The sequence below is a fragment of the Lysinibacillus sp. 54212 genome, from assembly GCF_036662795.1.
Classification (GTDB): Bacteria; Bacillota; Bacilli; order Bacillales_A; family Planococcaceae; genus Lysinibacillus_B.
Genome location: NZ_JBAFWZ010000001.1, coordinates 99,059 through 118,693, shown reverse-complemented (window position 1 = coordinate 118,693; position 19,635 = coordinate 99,059). Strand labels below are relative to the sequence as shown.

Genomic DNA, 19,635 nt, shown 5'->3' with positions numbered 1-19,635 from the left:
TAATTATAGCCTAGTTCAGCTTGTACAGTGAACTAGGCCTTTACTTATTTCCAGATTTTTTCAACCCATTCCGGATGATCAATAAATGGATTTCGGTTTCCTTGAATCGAATATATTTTTTCATTTCGCTGCTTCTCGTATTTGTCCACTGGGTCTTGCTTGTGCCATTGTAGGAGTACAGAAAGTTTACCATGATAAGGTACACTTCCATTTCCCGTCTTATCATTCAGCTCTAAATCCACCATATCCCCTTTTTCATAACGAGTAGCCATATAAAATAGGATACGTGCTACGTCACCTTTAACGCGGTCCGGTGGCTCAAAGGAATCCCCATCCTTATAGCAGCCACGGCATCCAGAAACTGGACTTCCCCCAATATCAAAATCTAAATTTCCTCTAGCACTATTTACTTTCATATCAGTTGGGCGTAGATGATGGATATCCGTTCCTGGTCCTTTACTTGTTCCAAAGCTGCCATGAGATTGCGCCCATGTATGTTCACGGTTCCAATCGCCTACATTCCCGCCGTTTCGATCCTTTGAACGAGATTCTCCTGAGTAAAACAAGATGACATTATTGGTGTTTACTGGATCCTCATCCGTTATTTTTAAAGCGTTCCAAACTTCATTATAGGAAAGCTGTTTTTGATTTGAAATAATGTCATGAAGCGCTGCCTTTAACTCAGCCCCCTCCTTACCGAGAGAACTAGAGTAGTAATCATCCTCAATCGTATCATTTTTCACTGTCACACTAAAGCTAGCTGTCATACTATCCTTACCATCAAAGGCTGTGACACCAACAATATGACTACCTTCTGATAATTTTAATGTCAGTCGATTGTCGTTCACTTCACCTAATGTTGATGTAAAAGTAAGCTCATCGCCATCGCTATCTGAAAAATAATCTGTTAATAAGAAGGATATTTCTTCCCCTACGGAAACAGTCGTATTAGAAAAAGGCTTTACTAGGGTCGGAGGATTGTTAATTGGAAAAGAAGGATCCGCAATGGGATCCCCTTTTGTGTTTGTGAATTTTATCTTGCTTGCGTCGGCACCATTAATAAATTCGATGCTTTGAATATTTTCAGCGCCTCTTACTTCACTTACGTTGCTTCCATCAATGATCAATTTCTTGATAGCTGTGCCTTTTAAGTCAAGGATTGCACCAGCATTATCCGGTTTAATCGTGACATCTGTCGCTTTGAATCCTTCACCATGCAGCTCTGCGTAGTGACCCTTAATCAAAATACCTTCAGAAATGATAGACGAGGCATCTAGGTGCACTTCAACGCTCGGCTTTGTAAAAGTTAATTTTTTGGTTATCGTATTTTTAATTCGATATACTTTTTCTGCTACAATCGGTGGTACGATTTCTTTCTTTAAATCAATTTGTACCATTACAGGATCATGGTCACTTGCACGGCCCGCCATATCAGTAAAGTCGGCATTAATGTGCAGTATATCTACAATCGTTTTAGGAGCGAGGTTATTTGATACTAAAATATGGTCAAGCACTTGAGAGTTTCCTTGATATAAATACGTGTAGCGATCTGAAGTTTCTACTTTATTGATCATATTTGTCATAAGATCGCCCTCATGAATTTTCAGAGGAGCTGCAAATTGAAAATCGTTAAAATCGCCTAAGGAAACAATATTCGCTTCTGGATTTTTTTCTTTAATATTTCCTACGAAATTATATACAATTTTTGCAATTTCATTTCGCTGAGCTTCACTTTTATAAACTGGTGGTTGAGCTGCACCGAATAACGGAGTGTCACCTGATTTTGAATTCCAGTGGTTCGCAATGACAATAACACTTTCACCTTGGAATTCGAATTGGGCTGCTAATGGCTTGCGGCTACTATCAAACGCTGGGTTCGCAGGGTGGATTCGTCCTGGGTTAAATGTTAGTTTTCCATCTTGATAATCTACTGCTGTCGTTGCATCACCAGCTGGAATGCCTTCAGTTAATGCAACGCGCTCAGGATTGTATAAGAAGCCTACACGGATATTAGCATTTGGTGCACCGCCGTCCGAATTGTTTTCTGGGTCAATGTTGACAAATTTGTATTCAACACCACCTGCCGCTTTAATCTCAGCAATTAAACGAGCATAGCTTTGGTCTGCTTTAGAATCCCCTGCCTGTGCACCGTTATTATCTTGAACTTCTGTGACACCAACAATATCAGGGCTTCCCATATCAGATGCAATTGCACGAGCTAGCTTCTTCGCTTTATCATCGGATGTTTCAGTCTTATTATTTGAGAAGTTTTCAAGATTGTAGGTAGCAACCGTTAGTTTATCCTCTGCCTTCTCAATTTTTGTCACTTCTGGCTTTACTTGACCTTTCACATGCTTCTGTTTCATTTCATCAAGCGGGACATAAATCTTAAAGTTTTGATAAGAGTACCCTACAATGCCCAGAATCGGACCATTAAATTTATCTCCTGTCGCTACTTCAAAATCACGCGCTGGTCCATTCGGCTCTAGGCGGAATTGGATACGATTCGCATTTTGCTTGCCTTCCTCGAACAATACACCACCGTGAAGAGAGTTTGTTGGTGCACTTTCAAGAACCGTTATTAAATCGCCGTGCTCTTGTGGTGCAACAGCCTTCACATTTCCAACCTGAACACGCATGCCCTCAATACTTTCCCAGAAATCAATCGCATCCACCTCTGGATTAAATACAGTAAGCCTATCGCTATCAATTTTTGAGAGTGACATATTGGATTCATCAATGATGATCGGTGTCGGTAATTCTACACCGCTTTGTTTTACCGTAACTTTTCCACCTTGATCGTCTCGAACGTTAATTTGTGTCGTTTTTAAATCTGTCGTATTACGGTCACTATAGCCATCATAAGCATATTCACTTACCTTACCAGTGACAGAAACTAAATCTCCTACTTGTATCGGCCACGCCCTATTGCCGCTGTAGAGCAGAATAGCTTCTGATGTGTTCGGGTTGCTATCTGCAAGGGCATCTGGCGTTTGAATTGTATAATAATTCGAATTATTTAACGTAAACGAATACGTTACAATTCCTTCAATTCCCTCAACAGTTTGATTGTTAAACGGAGTGGCATGCCCCTCCCCTTGAAGATCATGGATTTGTAAGGCATCCGTAATCGTATAGTCGAATGTCGACACCTCGCTAGCCGTACCGTCTTTGACTACAATTGCTTTCAGTGTTGTTGTTTCATTGATAGCTATTGGTGCTGTGTATTTCGTACTTTGTGCTGTCGGCTCCGTACCGTCTGTAGTGTAGAAGATATCAGCTCCAGCTGTTGATGTTGTTAAAGTAACGGATGTACTGCCGACAAATGTTCCACTACCTGGTGTAGCAGCAGCAGGCTGAAGTATTGAACTATCTACAATAATATCTAACTCTGAACGAGGAATGAGTTGATAATCACTACCAAACTGCTGCACAATCCCTGAAATAGATTCATACGTTTTTCCAACCTCTAGTGATGAGAGTGATGCTTTTTCATCACGAACAATAAATTGTGAACCATCATCAGCCGTATAGTTTGCCCAACCACTTCCAACATTTACATGTGAAAGTGTGACATTTTCTACTGTCACAAGCTGCGATTCATTACTTTCATTTACCGCTGCTCCTGTCACTATTTTAGCCAGAGGTTCTCCAATATTCGCCCCCTTCACAACAACTGTTGAACCGTCTAATTGAAGTAACCCCTGGTAATCCGCTAATTTACCAGTCAAGGTAACCTCATCCCCTACAGATACATTCAAACTCGTTGGACGAACTGCAATTCCACCTGTTTCATCTTGAACGGAAATAGTATTTTTTAAGTTTGCTGCAACAACACCTTTAACTGTAACTGTTTCTCCAAGCTCTTTTGTACGAGCATCAGCAATTGAGATGACAGTTGGTTGTTCAGGCTCACCTGGGTCAGTATCACCATTCATCGTATGCTTTCCTATATGTTCAGTTGTATCGATTGGATATACAATCCATTCATTATCACGAATAAATGCGTCATTAATCATTGAATCTCCAGTAGTTACAGTACTTTTACGAACTAGGGTAACATCTTTTCCAAAATCAGCATCTGACCCTACTTGTCCAATTGAATCAATTATTTGAATGCCCTTTCGAAGAACAATCGGATCATTACCATTGAAGTTAATGACCGTAGAATTCAGCAAATCTCCTTGTGCCTTAATAGCTGCATTTGCGTCCTTATGATGAGCAACAAAAGTATCTCCGCTTGCTAACATCCCAGACAATTGAACTTTTTGGCTAGAAGCTATAGCTCCATTTGAATGTAGCTCTAAAGAATAGCTACTTAAATCAACCGTCGCACCTGTACCATTATAAATTTCTATCGCCTTGTTAAAGCTACTTCCCTCAATATATTCTGAAATGATTAAATCAGTGGCTTTTGTTTCAGCAGAAATTTGTGCAGGGAATGCTGGTACGATTAAGCTAGCTACTAAACTAGCTGATAAGAGGGTATTGAAAGTTCTTTTCCAATTTAATTTACCCATCCTCACAATTCTCCTTTACATTTTGTGACATTCAACTTATTTGCAAATTATAGGATTATTTCTCCATCCACTGTAATTCCGTCTATATCAAGCGCTTCTACTTCTAATGATGAAAGATCTAAATTGCCAGTCACTTTCACATTGGCAAAAGAGAGATTGTTCGTATTTCCTTTGATTGTTAAATTCCCTCGAATTTCAGCGTTTGCTAACAAGCTGAAATCATTTATATTTACAACTACATTACCAGTAAAAACTTTTGGTGCATCTGGAGTACCAGAGAAGTCTTCTTGTAAAACAATAATCTCCTGATTTTCTTTTGATATATCAACAATACGATCTTCTACCTTTGGCTCAACTGTAATTAGTCGTGTTAAATGCTCTGCAAAGTTTTCCCAATCAGAGAGACCTAAATCGGTAACCCGACCTTCTTCGTATGCTTTTTTCAAAATATCAAAACCATCTCCACCTTTTGCAGTGAAAGCATTTGTTGCGATTGTGTATTTCTCCGTTTCATTGATTTCAGTAAATTGACCACCGTTTTCATATGAAATTTTTGTAACGCGCTGACCCATAGGCTTGGTTGAGTCAAATTCTATTTTCGCCCCAGAAACGTGTAAGAAGCCCCCACTTTCCTTTGGATAATCCTTCAAACTATGTTCCAGTGTTGCTTTAAGTTCAGCACCTGTTAATTCTATTGTTGCTAACGTATTACCGAATGGTAGAACTGTAATAACCTCACCAACTGTAATTGGTCCCTCATTGATGCCTGCGCGAATGCCGCCACCATTTTGAAGGGCCATAATAACTTTGCTGTTATAATGCTTTGCTTTTGCGAGCATGCCATCTGTAATAACATTTCCTAGAGCAGTTTCATTTTTACGAACACTCGGCTTTGTTACATCTCCACTATCACGTGGGTTATCTAATGCTGCTGTAGCCGTAGCACCAACTTCCTTTTCTGAAACTTCCTTTATTTTCGCTTTATAAGGCTCAAGTCTCTTTGCTGTGTATTCATCTTCTGGTAACTTACCAATTTCAATTAGTTGGCCCTCATGATTTACGACAACACCATCCTTATTGAATTCAACATCTAATGTGCCTAAAAAATCATTGTATTGATAAGCTTGCACAATGACTGTCGGCGTACTGTCTTTAGCGACGACAACTGGCTTGTCTAATTTCGTATGGCTATGACCGCCGACGATAACATCGATTCCTTCTACCTTTTCTGCTAACATAAGGTCATTATCATAAGCTGGATTATCATCGTAGCCAATATGAGTTACTGCAACGATTTTATTAACACCCATTTTTTCAAATTCTCTTACAGTTTTTTTCGCTTCTTCGATATAATCCACAAACTGAACAGCACCTGGACTTGAAATATCTTTCGTCTCGGCTGTTGTTAGCCCAAAGAAACCTACTTTTTGTCCATTTATCACTTTTACAGTTCCATTATGAATTTTCCCTTTTTTAGGATTTCTTGAAATTTCATCAGTATATAAGCCCTTTAAATTATTATCCTTTGAAAAATCAATATTTGAACTTACAAAGGCAAATTCGGCGCCTTTAATAAAATCAGCAAGAGCTTTATGACCATCCGCACTTGAACCTAAATCAAATTCGTGATTACCAAATGTCATAATGTCATAGCCCAATAAATTCATAAACTCAAGATCAGCTTGTCCTTTATACTCATTGAAATATAAAGTGCCTGAAAATACATCCCCTGCATTAATAAGGAGCGATTTTGGTTTTTCAGCACGTACATTATTTACCGCTGTGGCTTTTTTTGCTATTTTATCTAAATTCGCATGTGTATCATTAGTGTGCATTAAGGATAATGTGAAATTTTTATTTGGTCCTTTACCTTTGTTGCCATTTGATGAATGGCCATTGCCTTTTCCATTAATTTCAGCATTTAGTAAGGTTGCAATCGATCCGTAGTACAGGTCGGATAGTTGTGGTGATGTCACACCGGAAAAATCACCCAAAATCTTCCGTTTAGATAAACCTAGTACATCCTTGTCAACCTGTTCCACTTCGGAAAAATTCGCACTTGCTGCCGACAATATCGGTGCAACAACAAGGGTTGTTGCAGCCACTGCTGTGACAAGCGTTGCATTAAAATACTTTTTATACTTCTTCATGTCGTACCCCTTTCATATTTTAAAAGTAACTTACATTAATATATATATGTAACGTATCAAATATATGTCGATTCTATATTAGGAATTTGTAAATATTTATTAACAAGAACTTAATAATTTATTAGAATGAAGGTTATATTAAGATAAAGTATATTAACCTTTGTTCGAATCTAGTAAAATAGAATTACCTTTTATAATAAACACTAGATATTTTTATTCTTTACTTTCCCCCAAACATAAATAGTAATACCCATAAATATAACAAAAAGACAGATGAAGAATTATCATGTTTTAATCCTTCATCTGCCTTATTTATTTAGCTATTTGATTCGTACTATAGATATTCCTTTTTAAGAAAGAAGATATTTGATCAATTGTTTGATTTATTTGCTCCTCAAATGAATCATTTTTAGTAAAGAAACTGTGAACCATTCCTGTTGCTATATGCTGCTCAACTATAACACCATTTTTCACTAGTTTTTTAGCGTAGGCGATCCCCTAATCACGTAGCACATCATTCTCTGCAACAAGCACAAATGCAGGAGGTAGCTCTCGGACATCTGCCAAAAGTGGTGCAAGTAATGGGTTAAATATATCTCCCTCCTGTCGGATATAGTAATTTCCAAACCATTTCATAACATCTTTATCTAGTCCATAGCCATTAGCGTAAGTTGAATATGAGACGCTATTATAAGAAAGCTCCGTTACAGGATACAATAAAATTTGGGCAGCAATTTTTTGTTGCTCTTTCTTCGCCAAAAGTGTAACGGCCGTCGCTAAATTTCCTCCTGCACTATCCCCTGCCACCGAAATTAAATCTTTCTCTCCACCTAAATTTTCAACATTAGCTCTTACCCATAAAAAAGCATCATATGCATCATAAAGGGGAACAGGAAACTTATATTCTGGAGCTAAACGATACTCAACTGACACGATAATCGAATTTGTTTCCTTTGCAAGATATGAACAGCTTTCGTGACATGTATTTAAGTCATTTAAGACCCATCCCCCTCCATGATAGTAAATAACAATTGGAAATGGACCGTTCCCCTCTGGTGTGTATATACGAATGGGAATATTTGAGCCATCCCGAACCCTTATGGCCTTATCATCGATACTTGCCAGCCTAGCAATTTTAATTTTAGGAGGATGTAGCTTTGCCCTCATCTCTCTAGCCTCAAGTGCTGTCATAGTTGCTAAGGATGGAATATTATTTACTTTTTTCAAGTAATTTTTAGCAGCCTTATGTAACTGTGTCATATCTTTCACAACCTTCTTTTATAAAAACCTTTAATTCCAATTAGTTTAATATACATTATTTTATTATGCAAATTATTTTTCGAGAAAAATGAAAAGACTTTGCAAGAAATCTCCTGCAAAGTCGTCGATAAGCTTATATTCTTTTTAGTTTTTCGTATTCTAACTGAAGTTTTTCAATTCGCTTACGGCCCTCTTCACGGTTACGAATCGTCTCCTCTTGGATTTGCTTTGTTTCTTGAATACCTGACATGATCGTTTGCCATGTCGTTTCAATTGTCTCAATCGTAATACTTGGTCCTCCTGCCATACGAGCTATGTTAACAGAATTTTGACGCACATTTTCAGCGTTTTTAACGAGCATTTCATTTGTTCGTTTATCAAGCTCTGCCATTGAATTTGCAACTAGCTTTTGGCGTTGCATTGTAACAGCATGAACTAAACCTTGCTTAAAGATTGGAATCGTCGTTACAAATGCCGAGTTGATTTTCCCAATTAAATGATTATTCCCCTGCTGCATTAAACGTATTTGAGGCGCTGATTGGAAGCTTACTTGCTGTGCCATCTCTAAATCGTATCGACGTTGCTCTAATAGTTCAATCGAACGTTGTACGGTTTCAAGCTCTAATATCGCCTCTTGATCCCCTTCACTAGCGCGTGCCTGTAAAGCTGGCAACTCCGTATTTAATTCCTCAACCTTGACTTCAATTGCTGCTACATGCTCACTTAAGGAATGGAAATAGTTTAAATTTTCATCGTACATGTTCTCTAACTCAACGGTATTTCGTTTCATTTCTACTTCATACTTTTGAATTTCACGATGAACAGCATCGACTTCCTTACTCATAGAATCATATTTTGATAGTATCCGCTCTAGCTGTTCCTTACTTCTCGAAAACATTCGCTTTAAAAAGCCGCCCTTTTTCTCTTCTTCTAGAAATTCTTTCGGATCAAATCTATCCATGATTTTATTTAAATTATTTAAAAGTGCACTCGATTTTTCTAAATTTGTCGATTTGATTGTTGCAAGCATTCGATCGGAAAAAGTTGAAATTCCTTTCGCCGTTTCTTTACCAAACTCTAATACTGCCACCTGATTTTTTATATCAATTTTACTTGCTAAAGCTAGTACATTCGGATCTTCCTTTAACATTAACTGACGTTTTCGAATTTGTGATAGCTCCTCTACCGAAACAAGCTGCTTTGGTTCAGACTCTACTATTTCATTATTCGGTTCTTGCTGACGTGAGTCTAAATCATCAAATAATGGATTTTTCATTTCTGTCATTGTGTTGTCCTCCATTTCAATCAATATGCCACTATCCATACTTTAACATACGAAATAAACCGACAAAAGTTTCAATCTGTAAAACGTCATAAAAGAACGAAAATTCAGTCTATAGGAGGTCGTAAAAAAAGATGGAGTAGTGAAACCCCACCGTTATTGTTTCACAAGGTCGTCAATGATTTCCTGTACTTTCTGCAGTACTTCTTGATTGCTATAGTTTTTTGCAATTAGTATCGATACTAATAATTGCTTTGCTTCCTGTTCAGATAATTGATTAACAGCATCTGCTAATGCTTTTATTGGTACTTGCACTGTATACAACTCCTCTTCTGTACATAATTTTTTGATAAAATGCCTATTCTAAAATAGATTCAAATACAACCAAATAACACTAAAACCTATCCCGGCCATCATTACACTTCTAAGGAGCGAGGACCTTTTAATCGCTGCTCCAAAGATTTCTTGTATTGTAACAAAGGTTAAAATCCCGACGGCAAGTCCCGTCACTACTGACCAAAGATTAGGATAAGACATATCAATCATACTTCCTAAAATGGCTCCAAATGCGATCGGTAAAGAAATAACAACGGCGAAAAATAGTAAGGCTTTCCAATTGAGTTTAGCAAGAATAAATGGCGTAAAAAGAGCAATTCCCTCGGGTATATTATGTAGAAGTATCGTTTGAAGAATTGAATTATGCATGATGCCATGTTGTCCGGCACCAAAGGCCATACCCATTGGAAAATTATGAATAGCTATACTTATCGCTAGGACAATCCCCGTCCGAATATAACCATCCCCATTTGTTTTAACATGTAATATGTCAAATGAATCGAACACTCGATCTATAAGCTCGTATAAAATTCCACCTGCTAGTATCCCCATAATAAACGGTATGAACTGTCCCTGATGTAAACTTTCTGGTACTATTTCTAAACCGATTAACCCAATGATTAATCCACTACATAATGCATAAATCATGGCTATATCCTGCTTAAACTCGCTAGCGAGCATTGCAAGTATACCACCAATAGAGATGCCTATAGTAGAACCAAGAAAACCAATGAAACCTATTAAATACATTATATACTCCTTTTTAATAGTAATACGCTGAAAATAGGAAATTATTCTGCAAAATCAACAATAAATTGTTTGCATAATTTACGTTCTAAGCTTGCATATTAAAATAGAAGGAGATGATAAAATGCCGCGCAATCAAGAGCATCAGCATACCGAAACAACCCCTCATCGAGACGGTAAAAAAGAAGAATTAATCGATGACCCTTTAGCAACCCAAAGCTCCCTTATCGGAATCAAAACAAGCTCTAATGAGGAATTTGGAGTCGAAAAAAACCCTTTTAAATACAAGCCGAAATGTGATAAGGAAATGGATAAATTCGAGCGGCTTATGCGAGGAACTCCGTTAGATAAATAAAGGGAAAATCTCTCTAATAATTAGCTTCTTTAGTTGTATTAAGTAATCTACTCAATACTACTTGTAATAAACATTTATGATTAGAAAGGATGTTAAAAAGTGGACACGTCAAATTATGCAGAGCTGGATTCACAGCAACTTGATAAAATTAATTCTTTGGCAGAAGAAATCGGTGTAATACTTGTCGCTTACAACAAATCAATCTCGGCTATGTCAAATGAAGGCAGCAGTGCTGAGACTGGTAAAAATAACGACCAATTTTCATAAAAATTGATTATTCCTTGCAGCAACGCAAGGTTTTTATTTGCAGAAAAACATCATACAAAAGTTAAAAGTTATGAATAATTACTTATAACTATTTATCCTTTTTCCTTATTCCTTTTTCAAATTTAATCTGTATTATTAATACTGGAATAATTTTATAATGGAGTGATACTATGGAATTTCATGAGGAAGATTTAGTTATTAGTAAAGAAAAATTATACTTTATAATTTTATGCATCGTCAGTGGATTTATTTATTTGATTGCAGTAATATCATTATTTGGAATTATTATCATCATTTCTATGTTATGTTTCTATTGGTTGATGCATAATCTGGCTATCGTTAACATTCGAAAAAACGGTGTTAAAATAAATGAGCACCAATTTCCCCACTTTTATGAGCACGCCAAAAATATTTCCAATCGAATGAAGTTAACACAGATACCAGATATTTATGTTATTCAATCTGGCGGTATATTAAATGCCTTTGCCACCAAATTTGGCTTAAAAAATATGGTTGTGTTATATTCAGATGTTTTTTCAATAATTGATGAACAAGGAGAAGATGAGGTGTGCTTTATTTTAGCACATGAATTTGCTCATATAAAACGTAGCCATATAGGATTTGGATGGCTATTAATGCCAGCCTTAATTATACCTTTTTTAAATAATGCTTATTCTCGTGCCTGTGAATTTACGTGTGATCGCTTTGGTGCCTATTACAGTCAGTCCTATGAAGCTGCCCAAAATGCACTGGTAATATTATCGATTGGACCACAAATATATAATCAGGTAGATCAAATAGAATTTATGAAGCAAATTGAAACAGAAACAAGTGTGTTTAGTTGGTTAGATGAAATTCTATCAACTCATCCGAATTTACCAAAACGTGTTCATGCTATTAGCGACTTTTTCCTGAAAGATAAAACACCTTCTATAAAAACTTCCAATAGAGGAGCTATAATTGGAATTGCTAGCATAATGTCACTAACTATTTTATTCTTCCTTGCTATTTTTTTGACGGTTATGGTGAGTTCACTTGCAGAAGAAAATTTACCGTTAGAAGATGAGAGCATAAACGAAGAAACTCCGTATACTTATGATAGAACAACGATGAATAGTTTAATGCTCGCTGCTGTGGACGGGGATTACGATTTTGTGTTATTAAATCCAATAGATGCTACAACACTAAACGAAGTAAGTGGTGAAGGGTATACAGCACTACATTTAGCCGTAATGGAAAGCAACTATCAAATCTCTTCTAGTTTATTGCGTAAAGGAGCAGATCCAAATACAAGGGATGAATACGGCTATACACCGTTAATAGATGCCGCTTCAAATGGCGATTTGGAATTGGTGACGCTGTTGTTAGCTTTTGGTGCAGACAAAACAGCAAGAGATGCTAACGGCTATAATGCTTATCATTATGCTGAGAATTCCGGCCATACCAATGTCGCAGACTATATTTTAAACTTTAAAGAATATTAAAAAATTTGTAGGCTACGATGACTTTTTGCCTCATATTATCGTTAAAAAAATGTGTTTATGTTATAGCTCCATTATTAGAGAAAAAATCTCATTGTGAAAATATAAATAGAAAAAAAGCATTTCAGAGCGCCGACAAACTAATTTTCAAATATAAAATTAGTAAGGTCTGACGCTCTTTAATTTTTTTGGTTTCTTAAAGGTAGAGGTTGGTATTTGATACATACCTGAATTCTTGATTTTTTTAATGTGAGAACGAACAATCGAGCAGGCTGTAAGAATTACCAAAATGCTTTGTTCAGGATGTTCTGCAATAGTTGAAAAGAGGATAAGTTAATGCATACAACAGAAATAATAGAGTCCCTCTTTGAAATTAATCAAAAAAGGAGGCTCATTAAATAGTCCCCTTTTTATAACGATTAACTTAAATAAAACAATCCTCCACTCACTACATCAAGACAAATCCTCGGTGTGTACCGTTCCTCTAATGCTGCTTTTTCAATCTCATAGCATTCCGGTTTCTCATCGACACCCTCGTAAAAATAATCAAGTATGCGTAGCTCCTTTTTTAATCGATGTTGGGCTGCACTCGCCCAGCTATGGTCATCCTGATTGATTAGCCCCTCAACGGTTTCATCTAATCGCTCCAGTGCACGCAACGGTTTTATGATGTATGGAAGGGCATAGGCATCCTCAGGCATATTAGGTGTTAAATGAACCGTATGCAGTGATTCATGAAAACGATCCTCCATTTCACCTGTCATCAAATTGATGCCTAATGAATACAACGTTTCTTTTGCAAGATCACATTTATACGACACTTTATAATTGACACAAAGCCAAGGTGTTAAAGTTTTGCCCGGCTCTACTCTTTCAAACATTTGTACAACTGCTCCTAGCTCTTTTGTTACTCGAAACAGCTGAGTAAGCCTCGGTGAACCATAATTAATAATTTCACCGCCGATTCCCCTCTTCACATATTGTTGATCAGTAATAAATGTTAACTGCATAGGGCTCGGCTCACCATTCGTACTCTCAATATATTTCCAATAAAATGGACGATTCATAATTCTCTTATCGATATCAATTGTCAATTGAACGGTTAGAGAATGACCATTATTAGCTAAAATCTCACATGCCGTTTCAGTAAAAAAAGCTTGTAAATATTGTTGAACTTGTTGTGGGTACATAATAGCCTCTCCCCGTCCTTAGCTAAATTGATTTTTCTGATAAAATGGCATCTAGCTTACCTACTACTTTTTCAAACACATCAATTTTCTCACTTAACAGGCTGACGATCTTTTCTTCAATCGTATGTTGAATGGCTAAATTATATATATGCACATCGTTTTCCTGACCTAAACGATGTACTCGGCCAATTCGCTGCTCCAGCTTCATCGGATTCCATGGCAGGTCATAATTGATTACATGAGAGCAAAATTGAAGGTTAATTCCTTCTCCCCCTGATTCAGTTGCAATCAACACTTGCACCTTTTCTTTGAAGAGCTGCTTCATCCAATCACGCTTACTCCTACTAAATTTACCGTTAAAGGTCACACTTGTGATACCTTTCGTATGCAAATACCATTGGAGGTACACCTGTGTCGCACGATATTCTGTAAAAATTAGCACTTTATCATTTGCTTGTTGTATTATTTCTAGTGTTTTTTCTGCCTTTGCATTTGTTTCTAGTGACATAAGCTGTTCAATAACGCCTTCAATATATTGGATTTCCTCTTGATTGGTAGTTTTCTGGCGCATATTATTGAGCGTTAAATATGTCGCTTCTTTGCTACTACACATTTCCTTTATTAGTGTAATCATTGAAAATGACCCGGAAAAAACAGAGGAAATATTCTTTAATTCAAGAATTTTGTTATATACTTGCTGCTCCTCTTCTGAAAAACGAATAGGTATCATTTGAACGCAGCGATTCGTCCATTCAATTCCTGTATCCTGACGTCGGTTTCGAACCATAACTTGATGAACTAGCTCTTTTAAAAACTCATCATGCTCTAAGCTATGCTTACTTGCTGAAAATGCCGATTGAAAAGCCTCAAAGCTTCCTAGATGGCCCGGCTTTAATAAAGAAATTAAATAAAACAATTCAAATACATTGTTTTGAATCGGCGTAGCCGTAAGCAGCAAACAAAACTTTTTCTTTAAGCTTTGGACAAATTGGTAAATTTGGGTTTTATGATTTTTTAGCTTATGAGCCTCATCAATAATAATCATGTCATATTCCTGCATGTAAATTTGATCCTTATGAGGACTTTTTTTCGCAGTATCAATGCTCATGACAATGATTTGATATTGGTCAATTTGGGTATTCTTTTTATAGGCATACGCTGGTATAAAAAATTTATTATTTAATTCATCAACCCATTGATTTATAAGTGAAGCTGGTGCTAAAATGAGTGCTTTTTTTACGAGCCCTCGTATCAAATATTCCTTTAACACGAGACCAGCCTCAATTGTTTTCCCAAGACCAACCTCGTCAGCCAAAATTGCTTTTCCATTCATACTTTCAATAACTGTTTCTGCAGCTTGCAATTGATGTGGTAATGGTGAAAGGTTGGAAAGGATTTTAGGGCATTGTAAACCCGTAAACTCTGGAATCAAATTCATTTTTTCCACTTCGTAAGTCATATTGTAAAGCGTCCAATTATCCCAAGGGACATTTTCTTCTAACCGCTGAATAAATCCCTCTTTCCATTCGGATGATCTTTCAATAATCATTACAGTCACCTCCCAACAATTTCTCTTAGAGTATCCAAAAAAGAAAAAGCTATGTTTAAGAATATCGATTAGTTACAATTGGCAATTTGAACGGAAAGTCTGCGCTCCAAATTAAAAAAATGGCTGAACAAAAACGTTCGCCATTTTTCTCAATAAAAGGGGTTGTATTTACTTTTTAAATTCCTCGAAGTTTTCTTCTTCAGAAAATTCTGTTTGAGGATTCATTTTCCGATAAGAATCAGTAAGATTTGATTCTTCGCTACTTTCCGCATCAAACATCGATTTAAATAGTAAAGGAATACATACAAGTCCACTAAGACCGACCAATCCGTATACAAATCTTGATAGCGCTGTAGTTTGTCCACCAAATAAAGTAGCAACTAAATCAAATCGGAAAAATCCAATTAGTCCCCAGTTTATTGCACCGACTATAACTAAAGCTAATGCTGTTTTGTATAACACGCCCACAATATCCACCCCCCTTTACATGTAAATTCGCGTTAAAACGCACCATTATCTTTTACAAAAAAGGGGGATTTATACGAGTATAGCTTATGAATACTACAACGTTACCTTTATTCTAAATTTTTCACGGAGGTAATTTCTCCTGTTTGTACATGAAAGCGTACCGCCTCGTCCCCGATGTAGGTTACAAATGTAGGATAAGGAAAATGGTTATGCCCATCATTATGAAGCTTGCGAAAGATAGCAAAAATAACATCCTTAAAATCGCGTTCAAGTAAACGCTCTTCAAACCCATTTTCTATTACATGTAGAAGTACGTGCTGATCATCCTTTATTTGTTTTCCTTCACGATCAATGTAGACCAGATCAAGGTCAAAGGAATCAACAAAACGATCAATTTTTAAACGAAAATCAAGTGCAGCAGCATTTGGAGGCATTGGCTTAGCTTTTAAACTTGTTAAATAACTTTCTATTTTATCAATATGCTGTTCCATAATTTTATACTCCTTTTCATTCTTCCTCTTAGCTATTTACATTCATGCAAAAGAATATACAGGTGATTAGGATACAACTTATTTTTCGTTTTCTGTATTTATTTTAATACCATACGAAGTTGCAGTAATACTAAATGCTTCCAAATTCAGCTCTATATTGATCTGTATTTTTTCAAACTAATAATATTCAACAAAATAAACACAAATGCAAAACTAACTAGCACACCTAAGTTTATAGCAATATCGCCAATTGTAAGTCCTTTATACATAACTCCATTTAACGCATCGGCAGCATAATAAAGTGGCATAACCTGACCGAGTTTTTGCAGCCAATCTACCATATTATCAAGTGGGAATAGCCCAGAGAAGAACACTTGCGGTACAATGACTAGCGGGATAAACTGCATCATTTGAAACTCGGACCCTGCGAAGCTTGACAGTAATGCACCGAGCGATAGGGCAACAATTGCCACTAATATATTGATCAGTAATACGAGCCAGATGGAGCCAACATGAACAATATCAAGTATATAAATACCATACAAAACGATGACAACAGTCTGAATAAGCGCGAAAAATCCATATCCAATTAAATAGCCTAACACAATTTCACTTCGCTTAATCGGTGTTGCTAACAAACGTTCTAGTGTACCAGTAGTTCGCTCCTTTAATAAAGAAATTCCTGTAATTAAAAATACAAAGAAAAATACGAAAAAGCCTATGAGCATTGGGCTAAAAACATCAAAAATGACTGTATTCTCATCACCGTAAATATAGTTAATATCATTAATTAAGCTAGCTTGGGACTGCATTGCCTTCGCAACAGTTGTTTGAATAGCTTTGGCAGCGGAAGGGTTATCATTTAACAACGTAAGTAGCATACCTTGCTCTTGAAAATTAAGCCAGCCGTCAAAATTGTCATCCCTTAATTTGCTCTCTGAATAATCTTTTACTTCTATAATTGATAAGGATGTTTGCTCTAGCTTTTGCATTACATTGGCCGGACTATTCGAAACAGCAAGGGTCAATTTACTTTCATTGCTATTAAATATAAAATACATGAGCGACAAAACAAATAGTGGTGCGATGAATAATAAAGCTAAAGTACGTTTATCACGAATCATTTGCTGCGTAATTCTCGTTACTAGAGCGACAACCCTCATACGAGATCGCCTCCCGCCTTCATAAATACTTCATCAAAATTACTTGCTTGAAATTGTGCCTTTAATTCAACTGGCGTACCTTTAGCGAGGATTGATCCGTTCCGAAGCAAGGCAAGAATGTCACACTGCTCTGCCTCATCCATTGCATGTGTTGTGACAAGAATTGTTTTTTGCTCCTCCTCCTTCATACGTAAAAGCTCCTGCCAAATTTGCTTTTTTAAAATAGGATCAATACCAACAGTTGGCTCATCTAAAATTAGTAGCTTTGGATTATGAATTAGCGCAATTGCTAAAGATAGCCGCCGCTTCATTCCCCCAGAATAGTTGATAACTTTTACATTAAGGTCCTGGGATAAACTAACTAAATCAGCTACGTATGCAACTCGAGATGCTCGAGCTTTTTTAGAAAGTCCATATAGCTTTGCAAAAAAATGAAGATTTTCTTCGCCTGTTAAATCTGTATATAACGCATCACTTTGAGCCATATAGCCAATATCCCTTAGCGTCCCATAATGTGGAATTTTATTATTAAGTATTGTTATCGTACCCTCGTCAATAGGTAACATGCCTATGATCATTTTTATTAATGTTGTCTTACCACAACCTGATGGACCGAGTAGACCAAAAATTTTGCCCTTTTCAATTTGTAAGGATAACGGAGCAATCACTCTTTTATGCTTAAAGCTTTTTCTTACATTTATCATTTCAATCGCCATTTTCATCACTCCTTCATTAATACACAATATTGAGTCTAGTAAAATTGTACGCTAGCTCGTTAAAAGAAACAATTATCCTTTGACAAAAATTGTTCTATGCAAGAATGCTTTCATTCACTCCAAATTAACATTTTAAAAAATACAAAAACCCATCCCAAGCATCAAATCTCGGGAATGGGCTATGTGACCTTCTATAGTTGTAAAGTGTTTCTGCATTATGCTTTTCTCCACTTTTCAACATTAATTGAGGCAATTTTTATAATGGGTGGATCACAAACAAGCTTTTGCCTTTTCAAGTTGAATTTTTACTTGCTCGAAGCCTGTACCACCAAGTGAGTTACGTCGACGAACAGCTGCCTCTGGTGCCAGCACATCATAAATGTCTTCTTCAATAAGAACACTTTCTTTTTTCATTTCTTCAAGTGGTAAATCTAATAAATAGATACCCTTTTGAATACAAGTAAATACTAATTTACCTGTTACTTCATGCGCCTCACGGAATGGCATGCCTTTTGTTGCCAAATAATCAGCAAGCTCAGTAGCATTAGAGAAGTCTGAATGAACAGCTCCATGTAGTCGTTCCTTGTTGACCGTCATTGTACGAACCATACCTTCAAAGATCTTTAATGAGCCGAGTACTGTTTCCATCGTATCAAACATGCCCTCTTTATCTTCCTGCATGTCTTTGTTGTACGTTAATGGTGTACCTTTTAATACCGTTAATAAGCTCATTAAATTACCGAATGCGCGTCCCGCTTTACCGCGAATAAGCTCTGCCATATCTGGATTTTTCTTTTGTGGCATAATCGATGAACCTGTGGAGAATGCATCGTCTAACTCAATAAATTTGAACTCATCTGTTGACCAAATGATGATTTCCTCTGCAAAACGTGATAAATGCGTCATCAGTAGTGCTGAGTTTGATAAAAACTCTACGATAAAATCACGGTCCGATACTGCATCCATTGAGTTAGCGTAAACATCTGCAAAACCTAGTAATTCAGCTGATTTTAAACGATCGATTGGGAAAGTTGTTCCTGCCATCGCACCAGCACCTAAAGGTAAAAGATCGATACGTTTCATGGACTCTGAGAAGCGCTCTTTATCGCGTTGTAGCTGCCAGAAATACACCATTAAATGATGTGCAAAAGAAATTGGCTGCGCACGTTGTAAGTGTGTATAGCCTGGTGCAATCGTTTCAACATGTTTTTCCGCTTGCGCTACTATCGTTTGTTGGAAAGCCTCGACTAAACCAATCACTTCTGGTACTCGTTTCTTTAAAAACAGATGCATATCTGTTGCTACTTGGTCGTTACGCGAACGCCCTGTATGCAATTTACCACCAACAGGACCGATTAAATCAATCAGCATTTTTTCTAAATTTAAATGAATATCTTCATTTGCAACAGAAAATTCAAGCTCTCCTGCTTCTGCCTTTACTTTTAATTGTGCTAAGCCATCTACTATTTTTGCTACATCCTCCTCTGGTAGGATCCCTTGTGCACCAAGCATTGTAACGTGTGCAACTGAGCCTTCTATATCTTCCATTACTAATTGCTGATCAAAACCGATTGACGCACCAAATTCATCTACCCAAGCCTCTGCTGATTTTTGGAAACGTCCGCCCCATAATTTTGCCATTGCTAACACTCCTATTTAA

At 36.8% G+C, this 19,635-nt stretch carries 16 protein-coding genes; 3 read left to right on the top strand and 13 right to left on the bottom strand.

Annotated elements, in window-relative coordinates:
- Positions 1 to 44 precede the first annotated feature (44 nt).
- The 6 genes from V4T18_RS00620 to V4T18_RS00595 form a co-directional block, all read right to left on the bottom strand.
- Positions 45 to 4,520 (bottom strand): endonuclease, encoded by a 4,476-nt coding sequence (locus V4T18_RS00620; RefSeq protein ID WP_332645403.1) that lies wholly within the window; start codon positions 4,518 to 4,520, stop codon positions 45 to 47.
- Between the two features lie 47 nt (positions 4,521 to 4,567).
- On the bottom strand, positions 4,568 to 6,670 hold the full coding sequence (locus tag V4T18_RS00615; protein ID WP_332645401.1) for a bifunctional metallophosphatase/5'-nucleotidase: 2,103 nt from the start codon (positions 6,668 to 6,670) through the stop codon (positions 4,568 to 4,570).
- A gap of 498 nt (positions 6,671 to 7,168) precedes the next feature.
- On the bottom strand, positions 7,169 to 7,930 hold the full coding sequence (locus V4T18_RS00610; RefSeq protein ID WP_332645398.1) for an alpha/beta hydrolase: 762 nt from the start codon (positions 7,928 to 7,930) through the stop codon (positions 7,169 to 7,171).
- Between the two features lie 133 nt (positions 7,931 to 8,063).
- Positions 8,064 to 9,215: a toxic anion resistance protein gene (locus V4T18_RS00605; RefSeq protein ID WP_332645396.1), complete on the bottom strand. Its 1,152-nt coding sequence runs from the start codon at positions 9,213 to 9,215 to the stop codon at positions 8,064 to 8,066.
- A gap of 153 nt (positions 9,216 to 9,368) precedes the next feature.
- Positions 9,369 to 9,527 carry a hypothetical protein gene (locus V4T18_RS00600; RefSeq protein WP_332645394.1) on the bottom strand — a complete coding sequence of 53 codons (159 nt, stop codon included), beginning with the start codon at positions 9,525 to 9,527 and terminating at the stop codon, positions 9,369 to 9,371.
- 48 nt (positions 9,528 to 9,575) lie between these two features.
- Complete coding sequence (locus V4T18_RS00595) at positions 9,576 to 10,298, bottom strand: ZIP family metal transporter (protein ID WP_332645392.1); 723 nt, start codon at positions 10,296 to 10,298, stop codon at positions 9,576 to 9,578.
- A gap of 121 nt (positions 10,299 to 10,419) precedes the next feature.
- Here V4T18_RS00595 and V4T18_RS00590 point away from each other — a divergent pair, with 121 nt between their 5' ends.
- From V4T18_RS00590 to V4T18_RS00580, 3 genes are all read left to right on the top strand, one after another.
- Positions 10,420 to 10,650 (top strand): hypothetical protein, encoded by a 231-nt coding sequence (locus V4T18_RS00590; protein ID WP_332645390.1) that lies wholly within the window; start codon positions 10,420 to 10,422, stop codon positions 10,648 to 10,650.
- Between the two features lie 99 nt (positions 10,651 to 10,749).
- Positions 10,750 to 10,917 carry a hypothetical protein gene (locus tag V4T18_RS00585; RefSeq protein WP_332645389.1) on the top strand — a complete coding sequence of 56 codons (168 nt, stop codon included), beginning with the start codon at positions 10,750 to 10,752 and terminating at the stop codon, positions 10,915 to 10,917.
- 170 nt (positions 10,918 to 11,087) lie between these two features.
- Positions 11,088 to 12,401, top strand: a complete 1,314-nt coding sequence (locus V4T18_RS00580) for a M48 family metallopeptidase (protein ID WP_332645387.1) — start codon at positions 11,088 to 11,090, stop codon at positions 12,399 to 12,401.
- A 416-nt stretch (positions 12,402 to 12,817) separates the two neighbouring features.
- Here the strand turns inward: V4T18_RS00580 and V4T18_RS00575 are convergent, their stop codons facing one another.
- From V4T18_RS00575 to argH, 7 genes are all read right to left on the bottom strand, one after another.
- Positions 12,818 to 13,588: a YqhG family protein gene (locus V4T18_RS00575; RefSeq protein WP_332645385.1), complete on the bottom strand. Its 771-nt coding sequence runs from the start codon at positions 13,586 to 13,588 to the stop codon at positions 12,818 to 12,820.
- 22 nt (positions 13,589 to 13,610) lie between these two features.
- Positions 13,611 to 15,137, bottom strand: a complete 1,527-nt coding sequence (locus V4T18_RS00570) for a DEAD/DEAH box helicase (protein ID WP_332645384.1) — start codon at positions 15,135 to 15,137, stop codon at positions 13,611 to 13,613.
- A gap of 168 nt (positions 15,138 to 15,305) precedes the next feature.
- Positions 15,306 to 15,605, bottom strand: coding sequence for a DUF378 domain-containing protein (locus tag V4T18_RS00565; RefSeq protein WP_332645382.1), 300 nt, complete (start codon positions 15,603 to 15,605; stop codon positions 15,306 to 15,308).
- Between the two features lie 107 nt (positions 15,606 to 15,712).
- On the bottom strand, positions 15,713 to 16,096 hold the full coding sequence (locus tag V4T18_RS00560) for a hypothetical protein (protein ID WP_332645379.1): 384 nt from the start codon (positions 16,094 to 16,096) through the stop codon (positions 15,713 to 15,715).
- Between the two features lie 152 nt (positions 16,097 to 16,248).
- Positions 16,249 to 17,259 carry an ABC transporter permease gene (locus V4T18_RS00555; protein ID WP_332645378.1) on the bottom strand — a complete coding sequence of 337 codons (1,011 nt, stop codon included), beginning with the start codon at positions 17,257 to 17,259 and terminating at the stop codon, positions 16,249 to 16,251.
- Positions 17,256 to 17,981: an ABC transporter ATP-binding protein gene (locus V4T18_RS00550; protein ID WP_332645890.1), complete on the bottom strand. Its 726-nt coding sequence runs from the start codon at positions 17,979 to 17,981 to the stop codon at positions 17,256 to 17,258. The genes V4T18_RS00555 and V4T18_RS00550 overlap by 4 nt, the downstream gene beginning before the upstream one ends.
- 264 nt (positions 17,982 to 18,245) lie before the next feature.
- Entirely contained in the window at positions 18,246 to 19,616 is a 1,371-nt protein-coding gene (argH, locus tag V4T18_RS00545) for an argininosuccinate lyase (RefSeq protein WP_332645376.1), read from the bottom strand.
- Positions 19,617 to 19,635: the final 19 nt, after the last annotated feature.